Genomic DNA, 24,834 nt, shown 5'->3' on the forward strand with positions numbered 1-24,834 from the left:
TAGGACCTCCTTTAGAGAAGGGTTTTGTAATTCTGCGCCCGCTCTTCTGTTGTAAGCGCCCTATTATAATAGGCTAAATATTCATACCACACGTTGTTTACTTTATCGCCGACTTGAAGTAATGGTCTTTCAAGACGGGCGATGTGGAACTGCGGTCCGAACGGTTTCTGCATAATTAAGGCATTATCAAGATATAGGGAGATAGCGGATGCGTCGCGTACTAGGACCACGTGATAGTATGGGGCGGTACTAAGCGAAGCGGTAAAAAGGGAGGTTGCGACAATCGCATTGGTATTCAGGTCTCTAGCAAAAAGCGTTACGACGAATTGCGTATTAGGGCTGTAATTCCGTTTCACCGTCACGCTGGTCGTTGCTTCGTTCTCTCTGGCAGAGTCGAAAATATTGAGGAAGGACGTCCCTTGGTCGGATTTCACGGTCATGGTTAGGGTGAAAGGTTCGTTGCCATCGAAGTAATTCCTAGGATATAAAAAGGAGTAATTTTCGGGAGTTTCCTCTAACAGAACTAAACCGTTCGTAACAAGACCGGCCAAACTCGGTGAGACCGGCGGAGTCGTAAGTGTGATGCTCTGACCGAACGAGTAGTTGTTCGCTAGGTCTTTGGCTCTCACTGTGAATGTGTAAGTTGTCGATGGAGTTAAGCCGATGATGTCGGAGTAAGTCGCGAGTCGATTTCTGGTCCTGGCTACTACGGTTTGACCGCTAAAAACCTCGTAAAAAGTGACGTCTGTAGAACCGGAGACATTCCATGTCAACCGGACGCTCGTGGCAGTTAATTTCGTATAAGCTAGTGAAGTAACGTCATTCGGCGGATCCTGATCGATCGTAAACCAAAAGCTGTAAATAGGGCTTTTGTTTCCGGCGCGATCGACGGCGAAGTATTTTAGGTTCGTAGTCGTTCTAATTGGAATCGGGCCTGTATAGACGCTGCTTGAGGTTGTTGGGTCCGAACCGTTAAGGGTGTAATATATTGAAGCAGCTTCGTCGGCGGTTAAAGTCACGGTTTGGGCCGAGTTAAACGATTTATTGCCCGGCGGAGAAGACGTAACCGTCGGCGGTTTCGTGTCCGAGGTAATGCTTGAGTATACTTGGATCTGTACTGCGCTGGCATTACCAGCGACATCTATCGCAAAGTATTTAAGCGTAACGGTTCCCGTTATGGGAATAGGAGAGGAATAAACAGGACTTGATTCGGTAGGTGTCGATCCGTCCAACGTATAGTAAATCGTTGCAGGCTCATTCGCCGTTAACGTAACGGTGAATGGCTGGGAGAAGTTTCTTCCCTCCGGCGATGCGGTTACGAGCGGCGGAACTTCCTCAATCAATTCAACCTTTTCCCCGGGGGTCCAATTCTCGTAGAGAACTGCGTCGCTTAGATTTACTTTAGCATCGAGCAATCGCTCGATTTTTTCCGAGCTGTAGGTACGGTCGGGGTGGGCGCTGCTGTCATCGATATACATGGCTATACACCTCGATCCTATACGTGAAACTACTTGTTTCATACATATGCCGTTCGAAAGAAAGGTGTGCGATGATATATGTCTCTTTCTTGTCGCGTCTCCTTTCCTGCAAGAGAACGATTAGATCGAAACTATCTTGACATGTTCTTTATAAAGAACTAAAATGAACATATAAATCACTTGCCTATTTTTTTTTTATCCAAATGTTCTCTATAACGAATGAATAGCGAGGTTGATATCCCATGCCAGTCCTAGTCACCGGCGGCGCCGGATACATAGGAAGCCATACCTGCGTAGAGCTGCTGGAAGCCGGCCATGAGGTCGTCGTGGTCGACAACCTGCAGAACAGCAGCGAGGAATCGCTGCGGCGCGTGCAGGAGATCACAGGCAAGTCGGTTACGTTTTACAAAGCGGATCTGCTCGATCGAGAGGCGCTGGAGATCGTTTTCCAAAGCCATCGGATCGAATCGGTCGTTCACTTCGCCGGCCTGAAGGCGGTGGGCGAATCGGTGGACGCGCCGATCGAGTACTACCTCAACAACGTCGTCGGTACGCTGGTGCTGTGCAACGTCATGTCGGACTTCGGCGCGAAGAAGCTGGTGTTCAGCTCCTCGGCGACCGTGTACGGGCTGCCGGAGCGGGTGCCGATCCCGGAGGACGCGCCGCTCGGGGCTACGAATCCGTACGGCCGGACGAAGCAGATGATCGAAGAAATCCTCCGAGACATTTGCGCGTCCGACAAGCAATGGAGCATTGCGGCGCTGCGCTACTTCAATCCGATCGGAGCGCACGAGAGCGGCCGCATCGGCGAGGATCCGAACGGCATCCCGAACAATTTGATGCCTTATATTACGCAAGTGGCGATCGGAAGGCTTCCGCGGCTCGGCGTCTACGGCAACGATTACGATACTCGGGACGGCACCGGGGTGCGGGACTACATCCATGTGGTGGACCTCGCCAAGGGGCATCTGAAGGCGCTCGATTACGTCGCGAAGCGGCGCGGCATGGAAGCGTTCAACCTCGGCACCGGCCGGGGCTACAGCGTACTGGAGATGGTCGCCGCCGTCGAGAAGGCGTCCGGCCGGACGATTCCGTACGCGATCGCGGACCGCCGGCCCGGGGATATCGGCGTCTGCTTCGCCGACCCGTCCAAGGCGCGGGACGTCCTCGGCTGGACGGCGGAGAAGGACATCGAAGCGATGTGCGAGGACGCTTGGCGCTGGCAATGCCGCAACCCGAACGGCTATGCGGCCGCGAAGGAAGCCGGGCTGTTCACTACGGTCGTGTGAGAGGGACGCGCATATGGATAATATTTCGCTGAAATTGACGCAGCAGCAGCTGCGGGAGATCGCGATTCGGGCTTATAAGAAAGGGCAAGCCACGGCGAATTTGGAAGCCAAGGACCTCGTGAAGGAGCTTCGCGAGCAAATCCTGTCGGCGATCCGGGAGAGCGGCGGCGGCGAAGCGGGGCGAGGCCAATGAAGCGGTGCTTCGACGTCGTCGTCGCGACGCTGCTGCTCCTCCTGTTGTCCCCGGTCGTCGCGGTCACGGCGCTCGTCGTGAAGCTGCGGATCGGCTCCCCGATTTTGTTCGCGCAGGAGCGCCCCGGGCTGCACGGCAAGCCGTTCCGGCTGTATAAGTTCCGCACGATGACGAACGCGACGGACGACGCGGGCAACCCGCTGCCGGACCACCTGAGGTTGACCCCGCTGGGACAGACGCTTCGGGCGTTCAGCTTAGACGAGTTCCCGCAGCTGATCAACGTGATCAAAGGGGATCTAAGCCTCGTCGGCCCGCGTCCCCTGCTGATGGAATACATGTCGCTGTACACGGAAGAGCAAATGAAGCGGCACGAGGTTCGACCGGGTATGACGGGCTGGGCGCAGGTGAACGGGAGAAACTCTATCACATGGGAGGAGAAGTTCGCCCTAGACCTCTGGTACGTCCGGAATCGAAGCCTGCTGCTGGATCTGAAAATCCTGTTCCTCACGGTTAAGAAGGTCATCCGCACCGAGGGCATCAGTCACCAAAACCATGTCACGATGGAGAAGTTCACCGGCACGTAAACGGAATTTCCTGCAGAGAGGGGGGCGAATCATGCACATCGCCTTGATCGGCGGCGGCGGGCACAGCAAGGTGATCCAGGACATGATCCAGGCGCGGAACGACTTGACCGTCGCGGCGATTCTGGACGATAAATACCCGAGCCTGGAGCTGGAGAACGGCGTCTATACGGGCCCCGTCTCGTCTGCCCTGTCGCTCGCCGGCGGGATGGACCGTCTCCGGTTCGTCATCGCGATCGGAGACAACCGAACCCGTTGCGCCATCGCCATGAGACTCGGATTGCGTCCCGATCGCTATATGACGCTCGTCCATCCAAGGGCGTATGTCAGCCCGCGGAGCGTCATCGGCCACGGCGCCGTTATTCTGGCGAACGCGGTCGTGAATGCCGGCGCCGCCGTAGGCGATCAAGCGATCGTGAACACCGGCGCCATCGTCGAGCATGACTGCATCGTGAGCGGCTACGCTCACATCGCGCCGAGCGCGACGTTAACGGGAGGCGTGAAAGCCGGGACGGGGGCTTTCGTCGGCGCGGGCGCGGCCGTCATCCCCGGCAAGACGATCGGCGATTGGGCGACGGTCGGGGCGGGGGCGACCGTCATTCACGACATTCCGCCCCGCACGACGGTCGTCGGCGCGCCTGCAAGAATCGTGAAATATAACGAGACGGGGGATGATTTCGATGTCGAAGCCGATCGGCCGGAGACGAATTTTTTTGTCCAGCCCGCATATGAGCGGCAAAGAAAGTCTGTATATTAGCGAGGCCTTCGCCACGAACATGATCGCCCCGCTCGGGCCGAACGTGGACGCGTTCGAACGGCAAGTCGCGGATTACGCGGGAGTGGCGGACGCGGCGGCGGTCAGCTCCGGAACGGCGGCGATTCATCTCTCGCTGCGGCTGTTGGACGTGCGGGAGGGCGATCGGGTGTTTTGCTCTTCGTTAACGTTCGTCGCCAGCGCGAATCCGATTCTGTATCAAGGCGCGGAGCCGGTGTTCATCGATTCCGAGCCCGAGACGTGGAACATGTCGCCGATCGCGCTCGAGCGGGCGCTGGAGGACGCAAGGCGGTCGAACTGGCTGCCGAAGGCGGTCATCGTCGTTCACCTGTTCGGCCAGAGCGCGAAGATGGAGGAGCTGCTGGAGCTGTGCGACGCGTACGGCGTTCCGTTAATCGAGGACGCGGCGGAGTCGTTGGGCTCGGACTACAAGGGGAAGGCGAGCGGTTCGCTCGGCCGATTCGGGGTGTATTCCTTCAACGGGAACAAGATCATTACGACGTCCGGCGGCGGCATGCTCGTCTCGAACGACGCGGAAGCGCTGAAGCACGCACGGTTTCTGGCGACGCAAGCCAGAGATCCGGCCCCGCACTATCAGCACAGCCGGATGGGGTATAACTACCGAATGAGTAACGTGCTCGCGGGCATCGGCCGCGCGCAGATGGAGGTGCTGGAGGACCGGGTGAGCGCGCGTCGGGCGGTGTTCGAGCGATATCGCGCGGAGCTCGGACGCTTTCCGGGCTTCGAGTTCATGCCGGAGCTGGAGGGAACGAGGTCCAACCGCTGGCTGACGGCGCTCACCCTCGGCGAGGAAGCCGGCGTCTCGCCGTCGTCCCTGATCTACGCCCTGGCGGAGGAAGACATCGAGGCTCGTCCCGTCTGGAAGCCGCTGCATCTTCAGCCTCTATTCTATGGGGCGAGCTATTATCCTCACGGCGAAGAGAGCGTCTCGGAGCGGTTGTTCCGCACCGGCCTCTGTCTGCCTTCGGGATCGAATATGACGCCGGAGGACCAAGAACGCGTCGTGGATTGCGTCACGCGTTGTCTGCCGGCGGAACGGATGACGAAAGGGGCGTAAGCGAAGCCCTCACTCCATCATGCGCTCGTGGCGCTCCGCGCGGCGGAGCAGCTCCGAGCGTATCCGAGCGTCGGTGCAATCTCGATAGAGAATCAGGTGATAGGCGCGCATAACGCGGTGGTAACGGCTTTTCGCCTTCCGGTAGAAGACAGCGAAGGTGTTCATGTGGAAGCCTCCCCTCGCTACAGCGTATGAATACGGCAGCGGAAGTATACGGCATTGAAAGCGGATTCGGACTAAAGGAGGATGGACGGATTGTGCGGAATCGTAGGCATCATCGGAGTAAGGGACGTGGAGGAACAATTATTAAGAGGTTTGGAGAAGCTGGAGTATCGGGGCTATGACTCGGCGGGCATCGCGGTGTTCGGGAGCGAAGGCGTCAACGTGTTTAAGGAAAAGGGGCGAATCGCCGCGCTGCGCGAAGCGGTAGCTCCGGATGCGTCGGCGTCGCTCGGCATCGGTCATACCCGTTGGGCGACGCACGGGGCGCCGAGCCGCCGCAACGCCCACCCGCATCGGAGCGCCGGCGGGCGGTTCACGATCGTACATAACGGGGTGATCGAAAATTACGCGGAGCTGAAGCGCACGATGCTCCGCAACGTCTCGTTCCAGAGCGATACGGATACCGAGGTCGTCGCCCATCTGGTGGAATCGCTCGCGAATCGCGGTCTCGGCGTCGAGGCGGCCTTCCGGACGGCTTTGTCGATGCTGCGCGGTTCGTACGCGATCGCGATGCTCGACGAGGCGGATCCCGGCGTAATCTACGCGGCGAAACAGAAGAGCCCGCTCCTGATCGGCGTGGGCGACGGCTTCGCGGGCATCGCGAGCGACGCGATGGCGATGCTGCACCTGACGAACGAATTCATCGAAATCATGGACGGAGAGACCGTGACGGTCACCCGGGAAGGCGCGGTGCTGAAGGACGCCCAAGGCAAGGAGGTGCGCAGAACCTCGTTCGTCGCCAAGCTGAACGTAGCCGAGCTCGAGAAGGGACCGTATGCCCACTATATGATGAAAGAGATGGACGAACAGCCCGGGGCGATTCGAAGGCTGCTCGCCGAATACGTCGACGAGGATGGGCGCGTATCGATCCCGGAAGACGTTCGGGCCGCGGCGCGGGAGGCCGATCGCATCTACATCGTCGCCTGCGGCACGAGCTATCACGCCGGCTTGGTCGGCAAGCAGCTGCTCGAGAGCGTCGCCGGAATCAAGGCCGAAGCGCACGTCGCCAGCGAATTTCTGTACAACCCGCCGCTCCTCTCCGAACGGCCGCTCTTCGTCTTCATCTCGCAGAGCGGGGAGACGGCGGACAGCCGCGGCGTTCTGGTCCGCATTCGCGAGCTCGGACACAAGACGCTGACGATCACGAACGTGCCGGGCTCGACGTTGTCCCGGGAAGCGGATTACACGCTGCATACGTTCGCCGGTCCCGAGATCGCGGTCGCGTCGACGAAGGCGTACACGACCCAGATCGGCGTATTGGCGGTATTCGCCTGCGACTGCGCGCGGGCGCGGGGCGTCGAAGTCGCCTTCGACGTCGCCCGGGAGCTAAGCCTCGCGGCGAACGCGATGGAGGTCGTTATTAACGAAAAGGAAAAGATGGAGAGCTTAGTTTGGGAGTACTTGAGCTCGTCTCGGAATTGCTTCTTTATCGGGCGGGCGATGGACTACTACATCTGCCTCGAAGGGGCGCTCAAGCTGAAGGAAGTGTCTTACATCCAAGCGGAAGGCTTCGCCGGCGGGGAGCTGAAGCACGGCACGATCGCCCTCATCGAGGAAGGGACGCCGGTCGTCGCGGTGTCGACGCAGCGCGCCGTCAAGCACAGCATCCGCAGCAACGCCCAGGAGGTCATCGCCAGAGGCGCCAACGTATGTATGATCAGCATCGAAGGGCTGGAAGAAGCGGGAGACGCCTTAGTCCTGCCGAAGGTGCATGAAGCGCTCGCTCCGCTGATCGCCGCCGTTCCGCTGCAATTTTTCGCCTATTACGCGGCCCTCTATCGGGGGTGCGACGTCGATAAGCCAAGAAATCTCGCCAAGAGCGTCACGGTCGAATAGGGGTACATTCATGATCGGCAAAAACATTCAACAGTTGCGAGCCAAGAGCGGCATCACCTTGTCCGAACTGGCGGAACGGGCGGGGATTTCCAAGTCGTATTTAAGCAGCATCGAACGCAATCTGAAGCAGAATCCTTCCATTCAGGTGATGGAGAAGATCGCCGTCGTGTTGAAGGTCGATCTGAAGACGCTCCTCAAGATGGACATGAATTCGGAGAAGAAGCAGCAACTCGAGCGGGAATGGATGGACTTCGTGGACGAATTGAAGCGAAGCGGCATCGACAAGCAGCAGGTCAACGAATATAAGATCCTGATCGAATTCATCAAGTGGCATAACGAGCAGGCGCTATATGAAGGGTCTCCCCACGGGAATAAGGGGGCGCCTCCCGCCGGCGGCGAAGCGCCGTGACGGGAGGCGCGGGAAACGATCGACGCTAGCGCCGATCGTTCGCGAAGAACACGGCGATCGTGCCGGGGCCGGCGTGAGCGCCGATGCTGGAGCCGATCATCCCGATGAAAAATCGTTCGCAGCCGAATCGCTCCGCGATCATGCTCCGCATCTCTTCGGCGGCCTCGAGATCGTCTCCATGGGAGATGCCGATCAATTGATCCTTCACGTTCGTGCCGCGCTCCTCCATCAAATCCAAGATCCGCGCGAACACCTTCTTGCGCCCTCGGACCTTCTCGAGCGGAACGAGCTTGCCGCCGTCGACGTGCAGGATCGGCTTAATATTGAGCAAGCCGCCGATGAACGCGGCCACGGGACTGACGCGTCCGCCCCTTACGAGGTACTCGAGATTGTCTACCGTAAAGATGTGCTCCATCCGCCGCGCCTGCGCCTCGACCGCCTGGAGCACCTCCGCTCGGGAGGCGCCGCCGGCCGCGAGCTCCGCCGCATGACGGACGACGAGGCCGAGCCCGAGGGAAGCGCACCGGGAATCGACGATGTCGAGCGCAAGGCCGGGATGGTCGTCCAGAACGGACTGTCTTACGAGCAGCGACGTCTGATGCGTGCCGGACAGCTCCGACGAGAAGGCGATATAGATGCCCTCGTCTCCGTTCTCGGCGAGGCGGCGGAAGCAAGCTTCGAACCTGCCGTAGAGGGGCTGCGAAGTCTTATAGGTTTGGCCTTCGCGCATGCCGGCGAACAGCTCCGCGGGAAGCAGCGAGACGCCGTCCTCGTACTCGCGTTCTCCGTGATACACCATTAAAGGGACGACTTCGATCCCGTGCGAGGCGATGAAGTCTTGCGGCAAGTCGGCGGCGCTGTCGGTAACGATCTTGAGGGCCATGAGGTCCATCCTTTCCAACGTACGTGTCAAGTCATATGACTTGTATTAGATATTCGTAAAAAAATGGTGGATTTACAAAAAAAATCCACGGATTCGACATCTTTCAACAAAAGAATCGAAGTTGTTTTCCAAAAAACGACAGACAAGACATATGACTTATTACTATAATATAGACAGGAATGTAGGAAGCTATGAGATACGTCCTTACAATGTGGGCACCTATGGACGTATGGAGCGAGTGGTGCAACCGGTCCTCTCCTGTGAACGATTGCGGTATAAGTGATCGAGAGGGGTATTCGCCATGCAAATCGAAAGAGTTGTGGAAGTGAAAACGATTCTTGAACAACTGGGCATCGACTGGTCCAAATGGACCGCTTACGAGCAATACCGCCGCTCCGACATCGATCGAGCTCCGAAAGCGCTCCATCCCCTAAGCCATTCCCCGTCCAAGAACTCGGAACAAAGCCCTTTCACGAATCAGCCTTATCGTCGCCTCTTAGCATCGCACGTTCCGCCCGCACGAAAGCGATGAATCGGCGCGCTTCCTCCGCCGTCAGCTTGCGGCCGTCCACGGTGAAATCGATCTTCTCCAGGATCGCTTCGTCCGACAATTCCAATTGATCGACGAAGAAGGAGACGTCCGGCGTCAGACTTTCTTTCATATTTTCAGTGCGCTTCATCAAATAATCGACGGACACGTCGAAAAAATCCGCCAGCGCGGATAACGTTTCGTAATCGGGTTGTCTGCGGTTCGTCTCGTAATGCGACAGCGACGCGCGGGTGATTCCCAGTCGTGCGGCAAGCTCGCCTTGCGTTAACCCGAGATCCTCGCGTAACTTGGCTATTCTTTCGCCACAGTTCATCGTGCTGCTTTCCCCCCCGCCGCTGAATCGTTCACCCAAAAATGTATCCGAAGAATGAAATAGAATTTCATATTTCATACCATTTTTTAAAATTATACCTTCTTCCAGAACCCAAAACAACAAGGAATTCCGATGCCGATAGGTTATAATCTAGAAATAAGACAGGCGGAGGGACGGACGAGAGTGATATACGCAGCTTTGGCGCTATTGTGCATCGGCGTCTTTTATTTCGCATGCATCTTTCCCGCGCAGTGGGTCGAGGTGCGCCGCGTTCGGCGGCCGCTCGGGCTGAACGTCCGGATCCTGCAAATCAGCGACCTGCACGTCGAGAAGACGTGGGTCGGTCCGGAGAAGCTGCGGCGCTTGATCGCCGAGACGTCGCCGGATTACATTTTCCTAACGGGAGATTATACCCAGCGCCTTCGTCATCTGCCCAAGGTGGACGAGTACTTGAAGGCGGTCCGCGACGCGGGGGTTCCGGTCTATGCGGTGTTGGGCAATCACGATTACCGGTTGAGGTCGGACCTGCCCGCCATGCTGGACCTGTTCCGCCGGCGAGGCATCCCGCTGCTCCGCAACGAATCGCTCCGCGTGGGGAACTTCCGGCTCGTCGGGATCGACGACGATTACTCGGGCAAGAGCCATCCGCGCAAGGCGTTCCGAGACGCGCTCCCCGGGGAGAGGTGCATCGTCGTCACGCACGATCCGACGGTGACGCGGCGCATCGACCGTCCTTACGACTACTTGATGAGCGGCCACTTCCACGGCGGTCAGTTCCGGGTGCCGTTCGTGTTTCGGCTTCGGTACAAGGGCCCTCTTCCGCTGCAAGGCATCGTCAAGGGAATACATACGGACCGCAACGGCACGTATTACATCTCGAAGGGGCTCAGCCAGACCGGCCTCAACTTCCGGTTTCTGATCCGAAGCGAAATTACGGTGCATGAACTATAAGGTTTTAGGAGGGGGAAAACGACATGAACTGGCTTCATTCGCTGCGCATGAAGGAGCCGGGCAATACGATCACGCATCTGATTCCGCTGCTGGCCGGATGCGTCGGGCTCGGGTTTCTGATCGCCCAGTTTCTGAACGAGCCGGCGAAGCTGACGACCGGCGTCATCTTCGGCGTCAGCGTCATCCTGTTATACGGAGCGAGCACGGCGTACCATTGGATCCGTACGACGCCCGGCAAGGTGAAGGTGCTCCGCAAGCTCGATCATATCGCGATCTATCTGCTTATCGCGGGCACGTACACGCCTGTGCTGTATTTCGGGCTCGACGGCTGGTGGCGGTGGAGCATGCTGGCGGCCGTGTATACGCTGGCGTCGATCGGCATCGCGTTGAAAGTTTGGTTCCTGCATTTGCCGCGTTCGATTTCGACCGCGTTTTATATCGCGCTCGGGTGGATCGCGATCATCCCGCTCGCGAAGCTGGTGGACGCGCTGCCGGTCGAGGCGTTCGCGCTGATGCTCCTGGGCGGCGTCGCTTACACGGTCGGCGGCGTCGTCTACGCGACGAAGCGGTTCGACTTCTTCCCGAATCGGTTCGGCTTTCACGAAGTGTTCCATATCTTCGTATCTATCGGCACGGTGTTACATTTTGTAATGATCGCAGGTTACATTTTGCCGAATTCGTAAGGTAGATGCGGAGTACTGGGATGGAAGTCCCGGATTTAGTAAAAATTAATAAAGAAAATGACAATTTCATGACGCGACAGAGACAAGCTTCGACAGACTCTACCATGACAAAACTCATATAATCATTACCAGACGCATGACTCTGGTTAATGTTTGAGGGGATCGCAACCCTCTCCGAATAACGGAGCAAGGGTTTTTGTCGTTACCGAGGCAAATCGGATACGGAGAGGGCTGACGCGGTTGGTGAAGCACAAGCTATCGCTTGATGTCAGGGAGATTCTTCGACAGCTCGAATTCACGTTCGAACAATGGGAAGCTTACGAATCCAACGCGATGCTCGAGGAGCGGCCGACGATTCGGAAGACCGAGTCGGCTTCCGCCGTCGCCGTTCAGCCCCTCGAGACCGAGGAAGATTCCGGAGCGGGAAACGAGACGAACGGGTTTCGCCCGCCCTGCGACGAAGGGTAGAGATTCCGCGCCGAAGCGGTCGCGCCATGATGATACAGGAGGATCTTCGCAGTGATTTGGGCGCTTGCCGGAACGACGGCCGCAGCCGCGTTGCTGGCGGCTTCATACTATTTCTCGGAGCGGGTGCTCCGCATTCCGACGCACAAGACCGAAGCGATCCTCGCTTACGAGCTCGAACGCGGGAGCGTTACGCGCGAACGGCTCGACGCGCTCCCGAAGGAGGAGTTCGCGATCGACTCGCCGTTCGGATATAAGCTTCACGCCTGGTTCGTTCCGGCCGACGGCGGGAAGACCGGGCGAACCGTCGCGTTCGTCCACGGGGTGACGTCCTCGTCGTACGGCATGGTGAAGTATGCGGACCTCTTCCTCCGCAGAGGCTTCAACGTCGTGCTGTACGACCACCGCCGGCACGGGCGGAGCGGGGGAGACTTCACCACGTACGGGTACTATGAGAAGCGCGATTTGGCGGCGGTCGTCGACTGGGCGTACGATCGGTTCGGGCGGGACGCCGTCGTCGGCGTGTTCGGCGAATCGATGGGCGCCGCCACGGCGCTGCAGTTCGCCGCCATGGACCGTCGCCCGGCGTTCGTCGTCGCCGACTGCCCGTACTCGGATTTGACGGAGCAGCTCGCCTATCGGCTGAAGGCGGAATTCCGGCTGCCGCGGTTCCCGCTGCTGCCGATTACGAGCCTCTGGTGCAAGCTGCGGGCGGGCTTCTTCTTCCGGGAGGTGTCGCCGGCCCGCGACGGAGCCGCGATCGCGGCGCCGGTGTTGCTTATCCACGGGCGGGAAGACGACTACGTGCCGCCGTGGATGAGCGAGACGGTGTACGAGAGGCTGACATGCCCGAAGTCGATGTATTTGGCGCCGGGCGCGGCGCATGCGGAGTCGTGGGCGCGCGGCCGCGAGTCGTACGAACGGGAGCTGGACGCGTTCCTGGGTTCGCTCGGCCTGCTTCGGGACGAGGCGGGGGATCCAGTGGAGGGTGCAAGCGAGGCGAGACCGGGGAGGAGGTGACCCTTCCCGGTCCCTTTGAGGCATTCCATGAAGGTTGAAGGTACTTGTTCTCGCGCTCCTTCTCCTGGATTGACCTTCGCTCAGCTGAACGATTGCGGCCGGTTTTGCTCATGCTGCGCGAACTCGACGCCATACCGCCTGCCTTTGGCGTCTCGCCTTCGGTTCATCCGTCTCAGGGGCAGCTACCGTTAAGAAAGTTTGCGGTTGTCAGCCCGACAGCACATTTTCTTTACGATTCGCAAGCCTGCCAATCATCCCCATACTGTGTCCGCGCCCGGCCTCCTGCCTTTCGCGCCTCGCCTTCGGTTCACCCGTCACAGGGGCAGCTACCGTTAAGAATTTTTACGGTTGCCAGCCCGACAGCACATTTTAATTACGGTTCGCAAGCCCGCCAATCAACCCCATCGGACTGTGTCCGCGCCCGGCCTCCTGCCTTTCGCTCCTCGCCTTCGGTTCATCCGTCTTAGAGGCAGCTACCGTCAAGAAGTTTTACCGTTGGCAGCCCGTCAGCATATTTTCTTTACGGTTCGCATGCCCGCCGCATATCCCGCCGGTTCGGCACGCGTCCCGTTTCGCGACTTTCGTCGTCGTGTTCTTACCGCATCATGTCTTTCCGATCCGAGAACACGACGACGACGGAGCAAACGGAGCGTATGCCCCAGGCTTTCCATGCACAATTGGTGCACAAGCTCGAACCTAAAGGACGCCGAAAGGCATTTTTCTTAAAAAACGCGGCGCATGAACATTGCTTTTTGCTATCCGGGCCTATGGAGGCGAAATAAGCCCATTTTTCCGCCTCATTGGGCTCGACCTGCCTCACGACGAGGGGGGGCACGGAGCTCGGCCTGACGCGAACATCTGTTTTGTGGTACAATCGATGGTAATTTCAGGACAAAGGCGGAACGAACATATGACGGACCTGATCGGTTGGATCGCGGCGGGGGCGGGCGTCGCGAACGCGGCGCTGCTGCTGGCGCTGCTGCAGCGGACGGCGAAGCGGAACGCCGGGGATACGGAGCGGCGGCTCGACGCGCTCGTTCGCGCGGTGGAGCAGACGGAGCGGGGGCTGCGCGACGAGTTGGCGCGCGTCCGGCAGGAGACGCTGTCGGCGAGCGGGCAGCAGCGGCAGGAGCTCGCGAGCGCGTTCGAGCGGCAGCAGCATGCGCTGCTGGCGCGTCTCGCCGAGCTGACGCGGCTGAACGAGAACAAGCTGGAGACGATGCGCGAGACGGTGGAGCGGCAGCTGTCGGCGCTGCGGACCGATAACAACGCGAAGTTGGAACAGATGCGGGCGACGGTCGACGAGAAGCTGCACGCGACGCTCGAGCAGCGGCTCGGCGAATCGTTCAAGCTCGTCGGGGAGCGGCTCGATCTGGTGCATAAGGGTCTCGGCGAGATGCAGTCGCTCGCGAGCGGCGTAGGGGACTTGAAGAAGGTGCTGACGAACGTGAAGACGCGCGGCACGATGGGCGAGATTCAGCTCGACGCGCTGCTCGAGCAGTCGCTCGCCCCGGATCAGTACGAGCGCAACGTCGCCGTCAAGAAGGGCGTCGGCGAGCGCGTAGACTTCGTCGTCAATCTGCCGGACAAGTCGGACGGCGGCGGACGAGGCGTGATGCTGCCGATCGACGCGAAGTTTCCGCTCGAGGACTATCAGCGGCTGGTCGACGCGCAGGAGGCCGGCGACGCGGCCGCGGCGGCGGAAGCGGGCAAGATGCTCGAAGCCCGCGTGAAAGCCGAAGCGAAGTCGATCCAGGCGAAATACGTCGATCCGCCGGCGACGACGGAGTTCGCGGTCATGTTCCTGCCGCTCGAGGGGTTGTACGCGGAGGTGCTGCGCCGGCCGGGGCTGTGGGAGACGCTGCAGCGGGAGCATCGCGTCGTCGTGACGGGCCCGACGACGTTGTCGGCGCTGCTGAACAGCCTGCAGATGGGGTTCCGCACGCTCGCCGTTCAGAAGCGGACGAGCGAGGTATGGCAGGTGCTCGGCGCGGTGAAGACCGAGTTCGGCAAGTTCGGCGACCTGCTCGACAAGACGCAGAAGAAGCTGCAGGAGGCGTCCAATACGCTGGACGGGGCCGCCGTGCGGACGCGGGCGATCGAGCGCCGGCTGCGCGGCGTCGAGGAGCTGAACGCGCCGTCGGCCGACGCGCCGGAGCCGCTGCCGCCCGAGTGGGGACGAGCCGCCGGCGAGCCGTAGGGTGCGCCTTAGGCGATGAGCCGGCCGCAGCCCGTCGTAGGCGTCGCATATTCCTCCGAGGAGCTGCGAACGATAAGCGGAACGACGGATGCGAAAGGAGCGTGCCGCCATGCCGCGATCGACGCCGTACGACGAGACGATTACGGAGCAGCAACGCGAGGTGCAGGAAGCGCTGATGCAGCTGCCGGGCATCGGGATGACATATGAAGAAGAACCCGCGGACGAAGCGGAGACCGCCGCGGACGAGGCATAAAGACGGGAAGGCCGGAGCCCTTAGGACTCCGGCCTTCCTCGTTGAGGTCCCGACCCGACCTCCGTTCGCTCGATCCGCCTCGTTCCGCCGCCGCCGCGCTAATGCCGAAAGCGCGGCACGCCGGCCTCGGATTCCCGTCGGCGCGAGACCGACACCCGTCCGTCGGAGCCGAACGAAGCGTAAAACACGTCTCCCAGCGACTCGATGCCTTGCGCCCGCAGCTGCTCCTCCAGCCACGCCATCGATTTCCCGTGCACCCGAAGCGAGTCCTCGTTCACGATCCCCTCGACGATGAGCGTGTACGAGAACGGCTGACCGCGCTCGAGCACCGTCAGCTTGCCCGTCCCCTCCACGATCGCCATCTCGACGCGGCTGACGTCGAAGACGCCCTTATCCCTTAACATCTGCAGCACGTTATCGATCGTGTACCGGATCGATCCGATGTTGCGGTCGAGCAGCTTGCCCTGGTAGACGACGACGGTCGGCTCGAACGACGTCACGAGGCGAAACCGGCGATAGCGCACCGCGGCCCACGACACGAGCCTCTCCAACAAGACGACCATGACGATCGACGCCGCCGTGTGCGCGTGGTCGATGCGCGGGTCGACGATGTCGGCCGCGACGATCGAACCGAGCGTCAAGACGACGAGCAAGTCGAACACCGGCAGCTCGCCGACCGACCGCTTCCCCATGAAGAGCGCCGCAAGCAGCATAAGGGGGAAGATCGTAGACGTTCTGCCGACGACTATCCACAAATCCGCGAACTGATGCAAGCGAGTCATCTCCGTAAGCGCCGAAAGGCCGCCGAATAGGTATGATTCGTATTATGGACCGCCGCCCGAAAAATATGAGGAGACGCGCACAGAATTCGCTTGACGGGTAGCGTTTTCCGGTGATATAGTTCACTGGTCGAATCATTCGTCAGTAGAACATTTTCAGCATGAAACAACTTGTCCGAGGGTAGAAGGAAGGAGGAGAGAAGCGATGGATAAGGCGCTATTGTCCTCCATCATCGAACGATACGAAGAAGCATCTTTCATCGTCACGCGCCGGATCAACGCCGCCATTCGCGAGCGAATGCGCGACGACCTGACGCTCGACCAATACGCGGTCATCCGCTATATGCGCAAGAACGATCGCTGCACCTCGTCGGAGCTGGCCGATACGTTCTGCGTCGGGAAGAGCTCCGTCACGGCCATCATCAACCGGCTGTTCGACAAGGACTTGATCGAACGGCAGCCGGACGAGAAGGACCGCCGGGTCACATACTTGCGGCTCACCGAAGAGGGGCGTCGATTGTCCCAAGAGATGGAAGACCGAATTCAAGAGCTGCTGACCAAATACTTACGGCATTTCGAACAAGACGAAGCGCTGCTCTTCATAGACACCTACGAGAAGTTGGCGCGCGTGTTATTAGAGCCTTAGGGGAGAAGAGGAGAATCGGATGATGAAAACGATACTGAAATGGCGATGGGCCGTCTTCGCCGGATGGATCGTCGTCGCGGTCGCGCTGTTCCTGACCGCCCCGAACATGGAGGAGCTCGTCCGCACGAAGGGACAAATCACGGTGCCGGAGGGCGCCTCGTCGGACGTCGCGGCGAAGCTGATGGACGAGTTGAACGCCGGCAAAGCCGACGCGGGAAGCGGCGCGTCCGCCGTGCTCGTCTTCCATAACGCGTCGGGGCTGACCGACGCCGATCGGGCCGCCATGAAGGACGCGCTCGAGCGGCTGAAAGCCGACGGCGCCGAAACCGGCGTCACCGGCGTCACGACGCACTTCGATACGCCGGAGCTGGAGAGTCAGCTCGTCGCGGAGGACGGCAAGACGGTGCTCTCGCTCGTCACGGTCGACTTCGGCGAGCGCACGCCGGCCGAGGCGAGAGACGCTCTGTATTCGGCGATCGACGACGTGCCGGTCGATCATTATTACACGGGCGGATGGCTGATCTCGGAGGACGTCATCGAGAGCTCGCAGGAAGGGCTGAAGAAGACGGAATGGATTACGGTCGTCTTCATCTTGGCGATTCTGCTGCTCGTATTCCGTTCGGCGATCGCGCCGTTCATCCCGCTGATCGCCGTCGGCTTCAGCTACATCGTGGCGCAGTCGGTCGTCGCGTATTTGGTGGAATACGCGAACTTCCCGCTGTCCAACTTTACGCAAATTTTCTTGGTCGCCGTCTTGTTCGGCATCGGGACGGACTATTGCATTTTGCTCATCAGCCGATTCAAGGAAGAGCTCGCCCATTCGGGCGATGCGTCCGCGGCGGTCGTCGCGACGTACCGCGCTTCCGGCAAGACGGTGTTCTTCTCCGGTCTCGCCGTCCTCGTCGGCTTCGTATCGATCGGCTTCTCGACGTTCGCGCTGTACCGCTCGGCGGTCGCCGTCGCCGTCGGCGTCGCCGTGCTGCTGCTCGCGCTCGTCACGCTCGTGCCGTTCTTCCTGGCAACGTTCGGCAAGGCGATCTTCTGGCCGGCCCGCGGCTCGCTGGAGCATAAGCAGAGCGGCCTCTGGGGCGCCGTCGGCCGCTTCTCGCTGAAGCGTCCGGCATGGGCGCTGCTCCTGATCGCGGTCGTGACGATTCCGTTCCTCTCGGTGTACCAAGAGGCGACGTCCTACAGCTCGCTCGACGAGATCGGCGACAAGTACGACTCGGTCAAGGCGTTCGACCTGATCGCGGAAAGCTTCGGTCCCGGCGATTCGCTGCCGACGACGGTCGTCGTGAAGGCGGACCGGCCGTTCGACAGCCAAGAGGGCCTCTCGGTCGTCGAGCAAGTGTCCCGCGAGCTGGCGAAGGTGGACGGCGTCAAGACGGTCCGCAGCGCGACCCGCCCGACCGGGGAGCCGCTTGAGGACTTGCAGGTGACGCGGCAGGTCGGCACGCTCGAAGACGGTCTCGGCGACGCCGGGGACGGCCTCGGCGAGATCGGCGGCGGCCTGTCCGAAGCGAGCGCGGCGCTCGGCGAGAACGCGCCGAAGCTCCAGGAGGCCGTGGACGGCGCCGGCCAGCTGATCGCCGGCACGAACGAGCTGAAGAACGGCATCGCGCAGCTCGGCGACGGCTTGAAGCGCATCGAGCAAGGCTTGCGCGACGGCTCGGCCGGCGCCGGCGAGCTGAAGAACGGCTTGACGCAGGCGCAGCGGAGCGCCGAACAGCTGAGCGCGGCGAGCGCCGAGCTGCTGAAGGGATATCAAGAGATAGGCACGGGTCTCGCCGCGTTGTCCGCCGCCTACGACGAAGTCGCGACGCAGCAGGCAAGTCTCGCGGAAGGGCTGACGAGCGTCGGCCAAGGGCTCGGCGGGTTGGCGTTGAAATACCCGGAGCTGCAATCGGATGAGACGTTCCTGCAAGTGCAGGGCGCGGTCTCGCAGCTGCAAGGCGGCGCGGCGGAGCTCGCCGCGGGCCTGAAGCAGCTGAACGCGCAGCTCGCCGGCGTGACCGGCGGCATGCAGCAGGCGAACGCCGGCTTCCAGCAAGCGGCCGGCGGGCAAGCGGCGCTCGCGGACGGTCTCGCCGCGCTCGCCCAAGGCATCGGCGAGCTGCAGGCGGGCATCGCCCAAGCGGCCGAAGGCCAAGCTAGAATCGTCGGCAATCTGCCGGACATCGAAGGCGGCTTCGATCAGCTCGCCGACGGGCAGCGGGAGCTGCAGAGCGGCTTCGCGCAGCTGACCGGCCAGCTCGGCGAATTGACCGACGGGCTCGACCGGAGCGTGGACGGCTTGTCGCAGGTGACGGACGGTCTGCAATCCGCGCAGGAGTATTTGACGCAATTGTCGGGCAGCCCGAACCCCGAGCTGACGGGTTGGTACTTGCCGCAGGAAGCCGTAGAGAGCGACGAATTCAAGACGGTGTTGGATACGTACTTGTCGGTCGACCGGCAGATCGTGAAGTTCGACGTCGTGTTCGACGGCAACCCGTACGACACGGAGACGATGGATCGGATGGCCGCGCTCGAGGCGGCGGTCGAACGCGGACTGCGCGGGACGGAATACGCGTCCGCCGCATATGCGCTCGACGGCGTCACGAGCATGAACAACGACCTGCGGGAAGTATCCGCGAACGACTACGCCCGGACGGTCGTCCTTATGCTCGTGGGCATCTTGCTCATTCTCGTGTTGCTGTTCCGCTCGATCGTCATGCCGATTTACCTGGTGTTGTCGCTGCTGCTCACGTATTTCACGTCCATGGCGATCGCGGAAGTGCTGTTCGTCCGCATCTTAGGGCTCGGCGGCATCAGCTGGGCTGTGCCGTTCTTCGCCTTCGTTCTGCTGATGGCGCTCGGCATCGATTACAGCATCTTCTTGATGGACCGCTTCAAGGAATACCGCCATCTGAAGCCGACGGAAGGCATCCTGCTCGCGATGAAAAACATGGGCACCGTCATCATGTCCGCGGCGGTCATTCTCGGCGGCACGTTCGCCGCGATGCTCCCGTCGGGGGTCATGTCGCTTATGCAGATCGCCGTCATCGTCCTATGCGGATTGTTCCTGTACGCATTGGTCATGCTGCCGCTGTTCATCCCGGTCATGGTCCGCACGTTCGGCGAAGCGAACTGGTGGCCGTTCATGAACAAGTCGGCCGCGGAAGACGTCGACGACGGGGAGCCGTCGCCCGCGTATGCGCAAGCGTCGGACTCTTCGCTGCGCATGTAACGGCATCCATTAACAGGCAGGAGAGGCTCGCGCGAAAGCGCGGGCCTTTTTCGCGTCGACGGCGTCGCCAAATGAGAAAAACGGCCGGGAACCAACCCTCCCGACCGTTTTCTCTATCCCGTTACTGTATATACGACGAACCCGACGCGCCCGGCTTGAACGCGTTCTGAATTTGGTTGCATACGCTGTCGATGTTTTGCTGCATCTGCTGCAGCTGCCGCTGCTGCGCTTGGATTTGCGCCTCCAACTGCTTCTGCGCCCCGACGAGATCGCCGCTGATTTTCCGGAGGGCGTTCACCGTATCCATCACTTTCTGCGAGAACGAATCCGCGCCGGAGTTGAGGATGGCCTGCTGCGCCTGCATCGCCTGCTGCTCCTGCCGCATGAAGCGCTGCTGTTGGAATTGTTGGTACGAGCTTGCGCTCGAAGGAACGGGAGTCTGACTGTCTTGCATAAGGCGAGGTCTCCTTTCGAGAGGTGAGAGTTTGGCAATTTCTGCTTCGTCGTTAGTGTGCGGCGGGAGCGTACATTTTATTCCGAGTCGGGAATCCTAAAGAAGTTATATGACAGTTTCGGAAAATGGGAAGGAGGGACGCCGGTGTCGTGGAACCCGAGCGTATGGCCGGAGGCGCGCGCGCCGGAGCCGGCGAGCCGCTGCGAACGATGCGAGCTGGCGAAGCAGCGGACGCGCGTCGTCTGGGGGGAGGGCGCCGAAGACGCGCCGGTCGCCGCGGTCCTCGACAATCCCGGCGCGCGGGAGGATCGCGAAGGGACGCCGTTCGTCTGCGCCACCCGCGTCGCCTTGCAGCGCGCCGTCGCCGAAGTCGGTTGGACGGAGGAGACGTTGTTCGTCACGTATTTGCTCAAGTGCCGGCCGATCCGGAAATACGACAAGGAGCGGGCGCGCGACGCTTGCATGGAGTACTTGCGAGCCCAGCTGGCGGGCCGTCGGGCCGTCATGCTGCTCGGCCTCGTCGCGGCGCAGACGGTATTGAACCGGCCGGACGCCGAGATGGCGGAGCTGCGAAACCGGTGGCACGACTGGGAGGGCGTCCCGGTCCGCGTCACGTATCATCCGCTCGCGGTGCATCGGCGGCCGAATCTGGCGCCGAGCTTCCTTGCCGACTGGCGCGCGCTAGCCGAGGTGTCGCTTCCACCCGTATAACGCGGTCAGCGCGAACAAGACGGCCGCCGCGGCGTATAGCGGAACCGGCGCGCCCCAGCCGCCGAGCAGCGGTTCGGAGCGCAGCTGCAGCGCCGCGGAGGCGGACATGAAGCCGCCGATCCCGATCTGCACCCATGGCGTGTCCGTGACGTACGCGTACAGCCGCGGCCCGAGCGCGACGAGGAGCGACATCGCGGCCAGATTGCCGACGACCGTGACCCAGACGCTCGGCGACGCCGCCGAGACGAGCACGGACGTATCGATCGACGTCAGCGCGTCGAGCCACAGCGTCGCGCCGACGATCGCGCCGATCGTTCGCTTCGGCACCGCCGCCGATCGGAACTCGAGCGGCGGCTCGCCCGCGAGGCGCACGGCGAAGAAGACGATGCAGACGGCCGAGACGAGCCGCAGCCCGGGCAGGCGGAAGAACGTGTCGGCAAGAAAGCTGTACAGCGGGTGCGCCGCGCACAACGTCAAGAAGACGAGCAGGCGGACGAAGCGGGGTTGCGGGTGGCGCTTCAATCGGATCGCGCTGAAGATGAGCAGGATCGTGTCGATGGACGTCATGAAGAATAAGATCGCGACGATCAACGTCTCCTTCAGCATTGTCGGCTTCCTCCCCGCATCCGAATCCGAATTCACCTATCTTTCTTATGTATTCGGACAAGGCGGCCGCTATGACCGTCGAACCGCGATAGCCAACGAAAAAAAAAGGCCCCCGGAAACCGGGAGGCCGCGCGCCGCGAGGGCGCGATTTATTGGAAATACCCTTGACCCAATTGGGAACCGTGCTGCTGCTGCATATGGGTCGAGAACGAGCCCATCGCCTGACGGACGGAGCCCTCGAGCTGCCGGCACGTTTGTACCGCTTGCTGCAGCGTGTTGATCGCGTTGTAATGCTCGTGCAGCATATGTTGGATGCGCTGCGCGTTCTGCTGCTCGAGCTGCGCCAGCTGCGCTTGCTCCTGCATCATCTGCTGAATGCGCTGCGCGTTTTGCTGCTCCAACTGCGCCATCTGGGAGTAGAGTTGATTATGCTGTTGGGTTTGTTGGATCACTTGCTGGCAGAGCGATTCGATCTGCTGGAACTGCTGCGAAAGTTGGTTGTTCTGCGACTGGTACATCGATACCCTCCTAGAGTGAAAGCATAAATTTGGAGCCGCGAACGCGACCCGACTCGTAGTATGCTCAGGAGTGGGAAATTTATGCGCGCCTTATCGAGAAAACCGAAGATCAGCTCGTGAACCGGTCCGCCACCGCGCTCGCGCCGAACGACTCGGGCTTGATGCGAGCCACGTATCCGACGGAGGTGACCCAGCCTTTGATTTCGGTGATGAGCGCCTTCGTGTCGCCTTGCTGGCCGATATCGATATGAATCTCGAGCGGCCAAGCGGACAGGAGCGCGCTCATACCTTTGGCGTTCAGCACGTCCACGAGCGCGAGGCTGAGCTCGGTTTCCTTGTAGATGCGGTGCCGAAGATCGAACATCGGCTTGTGCCGAAGCTTGCGGAAGTAGAAGCGCGCGCCCTTGCCGACGCGATGAATGACGACGGCGGTGACGAACGTCGTGGATTGGCTCGTCGTATGGGAATCCGTGCCGATGACGATGGTATGCGGCGCTTTCGGATCTTCCTCGAGGAACGCCGCGATTTGGCGAATCATCTGTTCGACGGACAGGAGACCTGACGTCGGGCTTCGGAATTGCATAAGGAGAACTCCTTTCCGATAGAAACGGGGATTATTCTCAGTATATCCTATTGTCAGAAAATTCGCTCCAATCCGAAGAGGTTTTCGAAAACGAAGAAAGCCGCGCCCCGGACCTGAAGGTCGGCCGGGGCGCGGCGAGGCGCGGACCCGGGCGAACCCGGATCGAAGTTTACGCGGATTTCAACCGCTCGTAGAAGGCGGCCATGGACGTTTGCATGTACGGCATCAGCCATAAGAGGCCTATGCCTAGCGTTAAGACGCAGAGGAGAGCCCATCCGATGAAGCTGAGCTGCAGGAGGAAGAGCTGCATCTTATGTCCCTGCATCATCTCCTTGCTGCGGTTGATCGCATCGAGCGGGGACAAGCCGGGGTTTTCCAGCAGAATGAAGTACGACATCGAATAACGGAGAGCGGCGATAATGCCGGGAACGATCAAGAGCAGCATCCACAGAAAGACGAAGATCGCCTGCAGCAAATACAAGACTAGGGTCGGTACGAATCTTTGAAAGCCGGAAAACATGACGCCGAGCTCGGGGCGGTTCCCCCGAACGACGTGCAGGAAATACGCGTACAACCCGAATGCCAGCGGTCCGCCGAGCAGCAACGGGCCGATATTTTTCACGACGGGGATGCTGCCGATCACCGCCGTGATCGCCATGTACACGAAGGCGACCAGCACCGCCATGCCCCATTGCCCGCGCAGGGCGTCGCGCGCCGCCGCGCGAATTTCCGCATTCGAACTCATAGATCGCTCTCCTTTTACGCTTCCTAAATTGAATTCGATACAAGGTATTCGAATGCGGTTCCGCCTATGCCATCAATCGAAGTTTCGAGTTGCCTCCTCTTGCCAAGCGGGCGCGGTTCTACTATACTCGATGTGTCCGACAATCGAATACGGAAACCGGGGGCTGAATGAAGTTCGGCTGAGATTGGGACCTTGTGTTCCTGACCGTGAATCTGATCTGGGTAATGCCAGCGTAGAGAACCGCGAATATTTGCGACGCGACGACCGTCCTTAGGCATGCATCCGTATGCCCGGGGGCGGTCTATTTTTTTGCTGGATGCCTTGAACGAACCGGACAAAATAAGAGAGACGGGGGAGAAGAGAAATGAAGTTGGCACGGACGAAGAAGTGGGGCTTCGCCTTCGCGGCTTCCGCGCTCGCGTTGGCGGCGCTGACGGGCTGCGCGGCGGGAGGACAGGAAGGGCAGGCGGAAGGCGGAGACGCGCTCCGGAAGGTGACGTTGGTACTCGATTGGACGCCGAATACGAACCATACGGGGCTGTATGTCGCCGACGCGGAAGGCTATTACGAAGAAGAGGGTCTCGACGTCGATATCATTCAACCGGGCGACGCGGGCGGGGACGCCGTCGTCGCGTCGGGCGAAGTCGAGTTCGGCATCAGCGTGCAGGAGAACGTGACGCTCGCGCGCACCCAAGGCTTCCCGCTCGTTTCGATCGCGGCCGTCATCCAGCACAATACGTCCGGCTTCGCGGCGCCGGCGTCCGTCGGCCTCAAGTCGCCGAAGGACTTCGAGGGCAAGACGTACGGCGGCTGGGGCTCGCCGATCGAGTCCGCGATGATCGAGTCGCTCATGCAGGAGGCGGGCGCCGACTTCTCCAAGGTGGAGATGCTCAGCGCCGGCAATTCCGACTTCTTCACGATGAAGGAGAACGGCATCGACTTCGCCTGGATTTTCTACGGGTGGACCGGCATCGAATCCGAGCTCCGCGGCGAGCCGATCGATATCGTCTATCTGACGGACTACTCTAAAAAATTGGACTATTACACGCCTGTCGTCATCACGAACGAAAAGCTGATCGCGGACGATCCGGAGCTCGTGGAGAAATTCGTCCGCGCGACGTCCAAGGGTTACACCTACGCGGCCGAGCATCCGGAAGAGAGCGCGAAGGCGCTGCTCGCCGCGGTGCCGGAGCTGAACGAGGAGCTCGTCGTCGCGAGCCAGAAGTGGCTCAGCGAGAAGTATATCGACGATGCGCCGCGATGGGGCGAGCAGAAGCTCGAGGTTTGGGAAAATTACGCCGCCTGGATGACCGAGCACGGCGTCATGGAAGGCGAATTCGACGCCGCGAAGGCGTTCACGAACGACTTTATTCCGGAGTAAGGAGGA

At 60.6% G+C, this 24,834-nt stretch carries 27 protein-coding genes and 1 riboswitch; of the genes, 17 read left to right on the top strand and 10 right to left on the bottom strand.

The window, feature by feature from the left end:
* Positions 1–11: 11 nt before the first annotated feature.
* Positions 12–1,478: a chitobiase/beta-hexosaminidase C-terminal domain-containing protein gene (locus FE782_RS25190; protein WP_158299538.1), complete on the bottom strand. Its 1,467-nt coding sequence runs from the start codon at positions 1,476–1,478 to the stop codon at positions 12–14.
* A 242-nt stretch (positions 1,479–1,720) separates the two neighbouring features.
* On the opposite strand from FE782_RS25190, the gene galE reads away from it, so the two are divergent.
* Genes galE through FE782_RS25215 form a run of 5 tightly spaced genes read left to right on the top strand, consistent with a single transcriptional unit; the run spans position 1,721 to position 5,394 of the window.
* On the top strand, positions 1,721–2,767 hold the full coding sequence (gene galE, locus FE782_RS25195) for a UDP-glucose 4-epimerase GalE (RefSeq protein WP_138197133.1): 1,047 nt from the start codon (positions 1,721–1,723) through the stop codon (positions 2,765–2,767).
* A gap of 13 nt (positions 2,768–2,780) precedes the next feature.
* A complete protein-coding gene (locus FE782_RS25200; RefSeq protein ID WP_138197134.1) occupies positions 2,781–2,960 on the top strand; it encodes a YwzD family small protein in 180 nt (59 codons plus the stop codon).
* The gene (locus tag FE782_RS25205; protein ID WP_138197135.1) at positions 2,957–3,544 is read left to right on the top strand and encodes a sugar transferase; all 588 of its coding nucleotides are present in this window, start codon (positions 2,957–2,959) and stop codon (positions 3,542–3,544) included. The genes FE782_RS25200 and FE782_RS25205 overlap by 4 nt, the downstream gene beginning before the upstream one ends.
* A gap of 31 nt (positions 3,545–3,575) precedes the next feature.
* A complete protein-coding gene (locus FE782_RS25210) occupies positions 3,576–4,298 on the top strand; it encodes an acetyltransferase (protein ID WP_202914604.1) in 723 nt (240 codons plus the stop codon).
* Positions 4,222–5,394, top strand: a complete 1,173-nt coding sequence (locus FE782_RS25215; RefSeq protein ID WP_138197136.1) for a DegT/DnrJ/EryC1/StrS family aminotransferase — start codon at positions 4,222–4,224, stop codon at positions 5,392–5,394. The genes FE782_RS25210 and FE782_RS25215 overlap by 77 nt, the downstream gene beginning before the upstream one ends.
* A gap of 9 nt (positions 5,395–5,403) precedes the next feature.
* On the opposite strand, the gene FE782_RS32415 is transcribed toward FE782_RS25215, so the two are convergent.
* A complete protein-coding gene (locus tag FE782_RS32415) occupies positions 5,404–5,559 on the bottom strand; it encodes a hypothetical protein (protein WP_158299539.1) in 156 nt (51 codons plus the stop codon).
* Between the two features lie 90 nt (positions 5,560–5,649).
* Between FE782_RS32415 and glmS the strand changes: the two genes are divergently transcribed.
* Positions 5,650–7,452, top strand: coding sequence for a glutamine--fructose-6-phosphate transaminase (isomerizing) (glmS, locus tag FE782_RS25220; RefSeq protein ID WP_138197137.1), 1,803 nt, complete (start codon positions 5,650–5,652; stop codon positions 7,450–7,452).
* Between the two features lie 10 nt (positions 7,453–7,462).
* Positions 7,463–7,861, top strand: coding sequence for a helix-turn-helix domain-containing protein (locus FE782_RS25225; RefSeq protein ID WP_138197138.1), 399 nt, complete (start codon positions 7,463–7,465; stop codon positions 7,859–7,861).
* A gap of 25 nt (positions 7,862–7,886) precedes the next feature.
* Here FE782_RS25225 and FE782_RS25230 read toward each other — a convergent pair whose 3' ends face one another.
* Both FE782_RS25230 and FE782_RS25235 read right to left on the bottom strand, forming a co-directional pair.
* Positions 7,887–8,744, bottom strand: a complete 858-nt coding sequence (locus FE782_RS25230; protein WP_138197139.1) for a DegV family protein — start codon at positions 8,742–8,744, stop codon at positions 7,887–7,889.
* Positions 8,745–8,919: 175 nt separating this feature from the next.
* A riboswitch (cyclic di-GMP riboswitch) is annotated at positions 8,920–9,004 on the top strand.
* 210 nt (positions 9,005–9,214) lie between these two features.
* Positions 9,215–9,607: a helix-turn-helix domain-containing protein gene (locus FE782_RS25235; protein WP_138197140.1), complete on the bottom strand. Its 393-nt coding sequence runs from the start codon at positions 9,605–9,607 to the stop codon at positions 9,215–9,217.
* Between the two features lie 183 nt (positions 9,608–9,790).
* Between FE782_RS25235 and FE782_RS25240 the strand changes: the two genes are divergently transcribed.
* The 6 genes from FE782_RS25240 to FE782_RS32420 all read left to right on the top strand — a co-directional run bounded on the left by FE782_RS25240 (position 9,791) and on the right by FE782_RS32420 (position 15,179).
* Entirely contained in the window at positions 9,791–10,558 is a 768-nt protein-coding gene (locus FE782_RS25240) for a metallophosphoesterase (RefSeq protein ID WP_238392658.1), read from the top strand.
* Positions 10,559–10,581: 23 nt separating this feature from the next.
* On the top strand, positions 10,582–11,241 hold the full coding sequence (trhA, locus tag FE782_RS25245) for a PAQR family membrane homeostasis protein TrhA (protein ID WP_238392659.1): 660 nt from the start codon (positions 10,582–10,584) through the stop codon (positions 11,239–11,241).
* Positions 11,242–11,481: 240 nt separating this feature from the next.
* Positions 11,482–11,709, top strand: coding sequence for a hypothetical protein (locus FE782_RS25250; protein ID WP_138197142.1), 228 nt, complete (start codon positions 11,482–11,484; stop codon positions 11,707–11,709).
* 51 nt (positions 11,710–11,760) lie between these two features.
* Positions 11,761–12,726, top strand: coding sequence for an alpha/beta hydrolase (locus tag FE782_RS25255; RefSeq protein ID WP_138197143.1), 966 nt, complete (start codon positions 11,761–11,763; stop codon positions 12,724–12,726).
* A gap of 910 nt (positions 12,727–13,636) precedes the next feature.
* Complete coding sequence (locus tag FE782_RS25260) at positions 13,637–14,926, top strand: DNA recombination protein RmuC (RefSeq protein ID WP_202914605.1); 1,290 nt, start codon at positions 13,637–13,639, stop codon at positions 14,924–14,926.
* A 109-nt stretch (positions 14,927–15,035) separates the two neighbouring features.
* Positions 15,036–15,179, top strand: coding sequence for a hypothetical protein (locus FE782_RS32420; protein ID WP_158299540.1), 144 nt, complete (start codon positions 15,036–15,038; stop codon positions 15,177–15,179).
* Positions 15,180–15,277: 98 nt separating this feature from the next.
* On the opposite strand, the gene FE782_RS25265 is transcribed toward FE782_RS32420, so the two are convergent.
* A complete protein-coding gene (locus FE782_RS25265) occupies positions 15,278–15,952 on the bottom strand; it encodes a YetF domain-containing protein (protein ID WP_158299541.1) in 675 nt (224 codons plus the stop codon).
* 211 nt (positions 15,953–16,163) lie between these two features.
* On the opposite strand from FE782_RS25265, the gene FE782_RS25270 reads away from it, so the two are divergent.
* Both FE782_RS25270 and FE782_RS25275 read left to right on the top strand, forming a co-directional pair.
* Complete coding sequence (locus tag FE782_RS25270; RefSeq protein ID WP_138197146.1) at positions 16,164–16,604, top strand: MarR family winged helix-turn-helix transcriptional regulator; 441 nt, start codon at positions 16,164–16,166, stop codon at positions 16,602–16,604.
* 22 nt (positions 16,605–16,626) lie between these two features.
* The gene (locus FE782_RS25275; protein ID WP_138197147.1) at positions 16,627–19,830 is read left to right on the top strand and encodes an MMPL family transporter; all 3,204 of its coding nucleotides are present in this window, start codon (positions 16,627–16,629) and stop codon (positions 19,828–19,830) included.
* Positions 19,831–19,951: 121 nt separating this feature from the next.
* Here the strand turns inward: FE782_RS25275 and FE782_RS25280 are convergent, their stop codons facing one another.
* Positions 19,952–20,284: a hypothetical protein gene (locus FE782_RS25280; protein ID WP_138197148.1), complete on the bottom strand. Its 333-nt coding sequence runs from the start codon at positions 20,282–20,284 to the stop codon at positions 19,952–19,954.
* Between the two features lie 144 nt (positions 20,285–20,428).
* Between FE782_RS25280 and FE782_RS25285 the strand changes: the two genes are divergently transcribed.
* Positions 20,429–20,995, top strand: coding sequence for a uracil-DNA glycosylase (locus FE782_RS25285; RefSeq protein ID WP_138197149.1), 567 nt, complete (start codon positions 20,429–20,431; stop codon positions 20,993–20,995).
* On the opposite strand, the gene FE782_RS25290 is transcribed toward FE782_RS25285, so the two are convergent.
* From FE782_RS25290 to FE782_RS25305, 4 genes are all read right to left on the bottom strand, one after another.
* A complete protein-coding gene (locus FE782_RS25290) occupies positions 20,966–21,601 on the bottom strand; it encodes a hypothetical protein (RefSeq protein ID WP_138197150.1) in 636 nt (211 codons plus the stop codon). The two genes, FE782_RS25285 and FE782_RS25290, sit on opposite strands and share 30 nt — an antisense overlap.
* A gap of 149 nt (positions 21,602–21,750) precedes the next feature.
* Entirely contained in the window at positions 21,751–22,119 is a 369-nt protein-coding gene (locus tag FE782_RS25295; protein ID WP_202914606.1) for a hypothetical protein, read from the bottom strand.
* A gap of 109 nt (positions 22,120–22,228) precedes the next feature.
* Positions 22,229–22,702, bottom strand: a complete 474-nt coding sequence (locus FE782_RS25300; protein ID WP_138197151.1) for a ribonuclease H-like YkuK family protein — start codon at positions 22,700–22,702, stop codon at positions 22,229–22,231.
* Between the two features lie 169 nt (positions 22,703–22,871).
* Positions 22,872–23,447 carry a DUF975 family protein gene (locus FE782_RS25305; RefSeq protein WP_138197152.1) on the bottom strand — a complete coding sequence of 192 codons (576 nt, stop codon included), beginning with the start codon at positions 23,445–23,447 and terminating at the stop codon, positions 22,872–22,874.
* Between the two features lie 364 nt (positions 23,448–23,811).
* Here FE782_RS25305 and FE782_RS25310 point away from each other — a divergent pair, with 364 nt between their 5' ends.
* Complete coding sequence (locus FE782_RS25310; RefSeq protein WP_138197153.1) at positions 23,812–24,828, top strand: ABC transporter substrate-binding protein; 1,017 nt, start codon at positions 23,812–23,814, stop codon at positions 24,826–24,828.
* Positions 24,829–24,834: the final 6 nt, after the last annotated feature.

The organism is Paenibacillus antri (assembly GCF_005765165.1).
Taxonomy (GTDB): Bacteria; Bacillota; Bacilli; order Paenibacillales; family YIM-B00363; genus Paenibacillus_AE; species Paenibacillus_AE antri.

Coding starts and splice junctions, on each gene's coding strand:
- FE782_RS25190 (WP_158299538.1), bottom strand. CDS start 1,478: ATGTATATCGATGACAGCAGCGCCCACCCCGACCGTACCTACAGCTCG.
- galE (WP_138197133.1), top strand. CDS start 1,721: ATGCCAGTCCTAGTCACCGGCGGCGCCGGATACATAGGAAGCCATACC.
- FE782_RS25200 (WP_138197134.1), top strand. CDS start 2,781: ATGGATAATATTTCGCTGAAATTGACGCAGCAGCAGCTGCGGGAGATC.
- FE782_RS25205 (WP_138197135.1), top strand. CDS start 2,957: ATGAAGCGGTGCTTCGACGTCGTCGTCGCGACGCTGCTGCTCCTCCTG.
- FE782_RS25210 (WP_202914604.1), top strand. CDS start 3,576: ATGCACATCGCCTTGATCGGCGGCGGCGGGCACAGCAAGGTGATCCAG.
- FE782_RS25215 (WP_138197136.1), top strand. CDS start 4,222: ATGTCGAAGCCGATCGGCCGGAGACGAATTTTTTTGTCCAGCCCGCAT.
- FE782_RS32415 (WP_158299539.1), bottom strand. CDS start 5,559: ATGAACACCTTCGCTGTCTTCTACCGGAAGGCGAAAAGCCGTTACCAC.
- FE782_RS25225 (WP_138197138.1), top strand. CDS start 7,463: ATGATCGGCAAAAACATTCAACAGTTGCGAGCCAAGAGCGGCATCACC.
- FE782_RS25230 (WP_138197139.1), bottom strand. CDS start 8,744: ATGGCCCTCAAGATCGTTACCGACAGCGCCGCCGACTTGCCGCAAGAC.
- FE782_RS25235 (WP_138197140.1), bottom strand. CDS start 9,607: ATGAACTGTGGCGAAAGAATAGCCAAGTTACGCGAGGATCTCGGGTTA.
- trhA (WP_238392659.1), top strand. CDS start 10,582: ATGAACTGGCTTCATTCGCTGCGCATGAAGGAGCCGGGCAATACGATC.
- FE782_RS25260 (WP_202914605.1), top strand. CDS start 13,637: ATGACGGACCTGATCGGTTGGATCGCGGCGGGGGCGGGCGTCGCGAAC.
- FE782_RS32420 (WP_158299540.1), top strand. CDS start 15,036: ATGCCGCGATCGACGCCGTACGACGAGACGATTACGGAGCAGCAACGC.
- FE782_RS25270 (WP_138197146.1), top strand. CDS start 16,164: ATGGATAAGGCGCTATTGTCCTCCATCATCGAACGATACGAAGAAGCA.
- FE782_RS25275 (WP_138197147.1), top strand. CDS start 16,627: ATGAAAACGATACTGAAATGGCGATGGGCCGTCTTCGCCGGATGGATC.
- FE782_RS25280 (WP_138197148.1), bottom strand. CDS start 20,284: ATGCAAGACAGTCAGACTCCCGTTCCTTCGAGCGCAAGCTCGTACCAA.
- FE782_RS25290 (WP_138197150.1), bottom strand. CDS start 21,601: ATGCTGAAGGAGACGTTGATCGTCGCGATCTTATTCTTCATGACGTCC.
- FE782_RS25295 (WP_202914606.1), bottom strand. CDS start 22,119: ATGTACCAGTCGCAGAACAACCAACTTTCGCAGCAGTTCCAGCAGATC.
- FE782_RS25300 (WP_138197151.1), bottom strand. CDS start 22,702: ATGCAATTCCGAAGCCCGACGTCAGGTCTCCTGTCCGTCGAACAGATG.
- FE782_RS25305 (WP_138197152.1), bottom strand. CDS start 23,447: ATGAGTTCGAATGCGGAAATTCGCGCGGCGGCGCGCGACGCCCTGCGC.
- FE782_RS25310 (WP_138197153.1), top strand. CDS start 23,812: ATGAAGTTGGCACGGACGAAGAAGTGGGGCTTCGCCTTCGCGGCTTCC.